This is a genomic window from Haloferax sp. AB510 (assembly GCF_024136985.1).
Taxonomy (GTDB): Archaea; Halobacteriota; Halobacteria; order Halobacteriales; family Haloferacaceae; genus Haloferax.
In genome coordinates, this window is record NZ_JAMYJY010000197.1 from 1 (window position 1) to 2,266 (window position 2,266).

The window sequence follows — 2,266 nt, forward strand, 5'->3', positions numbered from 1 at the left end:
GGCCGTCGCCGGCTCTCCGTCGGTGGGGTCGGCGGCGGCGGCGCGCTCGGACTCATTGTCGGCCGCCCCCGTCGTACTCGTCTCGTCTGTGGTCGTCGGCGTCTCCGGCTCTCCGGACGCGCCCGTCGTATCGGCCTCGCCACCCGCCGCGGCGACTCCCGCCGCGTCCTCGTCCTCCTCCTCGTCGGGCTCGGGCTCCGGGATATCGACGAGGTCGAGGTCCACGTCGTAGACTTTGTAGATGCCGACCTCGTCGCTCGCACGCTCGAACGCGTCGTCGCCGGTGACGAGTCGCTTGCTGTTGCCGACGAAGGCCGCGCTCATCGACTTCCCCCCGTGGTAGACGACGTAGTAGTCGCCCGAGAGCACGTTCTCGGACAGTTCGACGTAGCCGGTGAAGCCACCCGCCGAGAGCGTTCCGTCGGCGTCCCCCAGCGGCGTCTCCTCGGTGTAGTACTGCGCGCGGATGTCGCCGCCGGTCTCCCGCATCGCGTACAGAAGCGGCAGCGCCGGGTCCGGTGCGCGGTGCGCCTCGAACGATTCACCCTCGAAATCGGCGACCGTCCCGTCGAAAACCCCGAGGAGACGGCCGTTGAGCATGAATCCCCACGTCATGCCTGCGACGACGGCACCTGTGAAGCCGTCGTCCGCGAGCGACCGGAGACCACCGTAGCCTCGTTCGGCGGGCGCGGAATCCCACCCGGTCACCGCGTCGATAATCTCGCTATCCATTTGGGGTTACATCACCGGAACCGAATCAAATACTTTCCGGGCGAATCGAGCGAACGTTTCGCTCAGTTCACACTTCAGCGTGCCCGCTGTGACCGATTCGCTCGCGCTCATCGAGTCAGTCGGGTCGGATTCAGGTTGGGGTCGGGGCGGTCCGGTTCGGCCTCGGGAGAACGGTTATACGAGTCCGCCGAGACGGGGCGGTCGTGACCAGCCACGACGACCGGTTCGTCCACTACCTCCGCGCGAAGGAGTCCGTGGACGACCGCGCGCTCCACCGACCGACGCTCGCGAGTCTCATCGACCGGCTGGAGGCGCGCGCCGAGTCGCGGTCGGGAGAGCCGCTCCGCGTCGTCTCGGTCGGCGCGGGGACGGGCGCGATGTGTCGCCGGCTCCTCTCGTGGGGCGTCTTCGACGCGCACGACGAGATAAAGTACGTCATGGTCGACAGGACGCGCGGGATGGCCGACCACGCGGCCGCGGCGTTCGCCAAGTGGGCACGCGCCGCCGGCTGGACCGCCGAGCCGACACCCGACGGGTTCCGCATCGAACGCCACGGCCGAAGCGTCTCGCTTACCTACGTGACGAGCGACCTCTTCGAGGCCATGACGGTCCTCCCGAAGGCCATCGACCTCGTGGTCGCGCACGCGGTCCTCGACGTGCTCCCGCTCCGCCGCGCGGTCGACGCGCTTCTCTCGCGGCTGACCGACGAGGGCCTCTTCTACGCGCCCATTACGTTCGACGGCCGAACCGCGTTCCGACCGAGCCACCCCGACGACGACGCGGTTCTCGGCGCGTATCACGAGACAATGCGCGGCGGCGAACGCGCGGGACCGGACACCGGTTCCGACCTCCTTTCGGTCCTTCCCGACCTCGACGCGCCGGTCGTCGCGGCCGGCGGCTCGGACTGGGTCGTCCACCCGCCGCACGACGACGAGGCGCGAATCTTCCTCGACCGCGTCCTCGGCTTCGTCGAGGAGTCGGTCGGTGAGTCGACTGCGGTCGACCGCGCGACGCTCGACGGGTGGCTCGAGGCCCGGCACGACGCGCTCGCGGGCGACGAACTCGTGTACGTCGCCCACAACCTCGACGTGTTGGCCGAACTCGACTGATTACTCCGGAACGGACGCGTTTCCGTCGTCATCTCTCCTGAACCGGCCCGAGACGTAGCCCCAGTCCCGAGCGAAGCCGAGCAGGAGCGCCGCCGCCGCGACCCCAGTCACGAGGGGCATCCACGGGTCGAAGACGCCCGGAGCGAGCGCCAGCGGGACGACAGCCATCTGGATGCCGGCGAGGACGCGCCGTGAGGCGCGGGGCGGGAGGTCGAACGTCGGCCGGTCCGCTCGCTCGCGGAGTCCGATCCCGGCGAGAAAGACGTACCGCGCCACCCCGACCGAGAGATACCACCAGGCGAGTTCCCCGAGGAGGACGCCGGCGAGCGGGGCGACGAGGAGGCCGAAGGCATCGACCGCGGTGTCGAGTCGCCCGCCGAGTCGGCTGACGCGGTCGAGTCGGCGGGCGAGCGCCCCGTCGAGGG

Annotated in this window: 2 protein-coding genes and 1 pseudogene; 1 reads left to right on the forward strand and 2 read right to left on the reverse strand. The window is 69.9% G+C overall.

The features are described 5' to 3' along the window. Positions 1 to 732 (reverse strand): annotated as a pseudogene (locus NKF06_RS20425) (hypothetical protein); the annotation flags it as partial. 203 nt (positions 733 to 935) lie between these two features. Here NKF06_RS20425 and NKF06_RS20430 point away from each other — a divergent pair. Further along, positions 936 to 1,841 (forward strand): SAM-dependent methyltransferase, encoded by a 906-nt coding sequence (locus NKF06_RS20430; protein WP_253246447.1) that lies wholly within the window; start codon positions 936 to 938, stop codon positions 1,839 to 1,841. Here NKF06_RS20430 and NKF06_RS20435 read toward each other — a convergent pair. Further along, positions 1,842 to 2,266 (reverse strand): CDP-alcohol phosphatidyltransferase family protein (locus tag NKF06_RS20435; protein ID WP_309142161.1); only part of this gene is annotated, 425 nt, incomplete at its 5' end.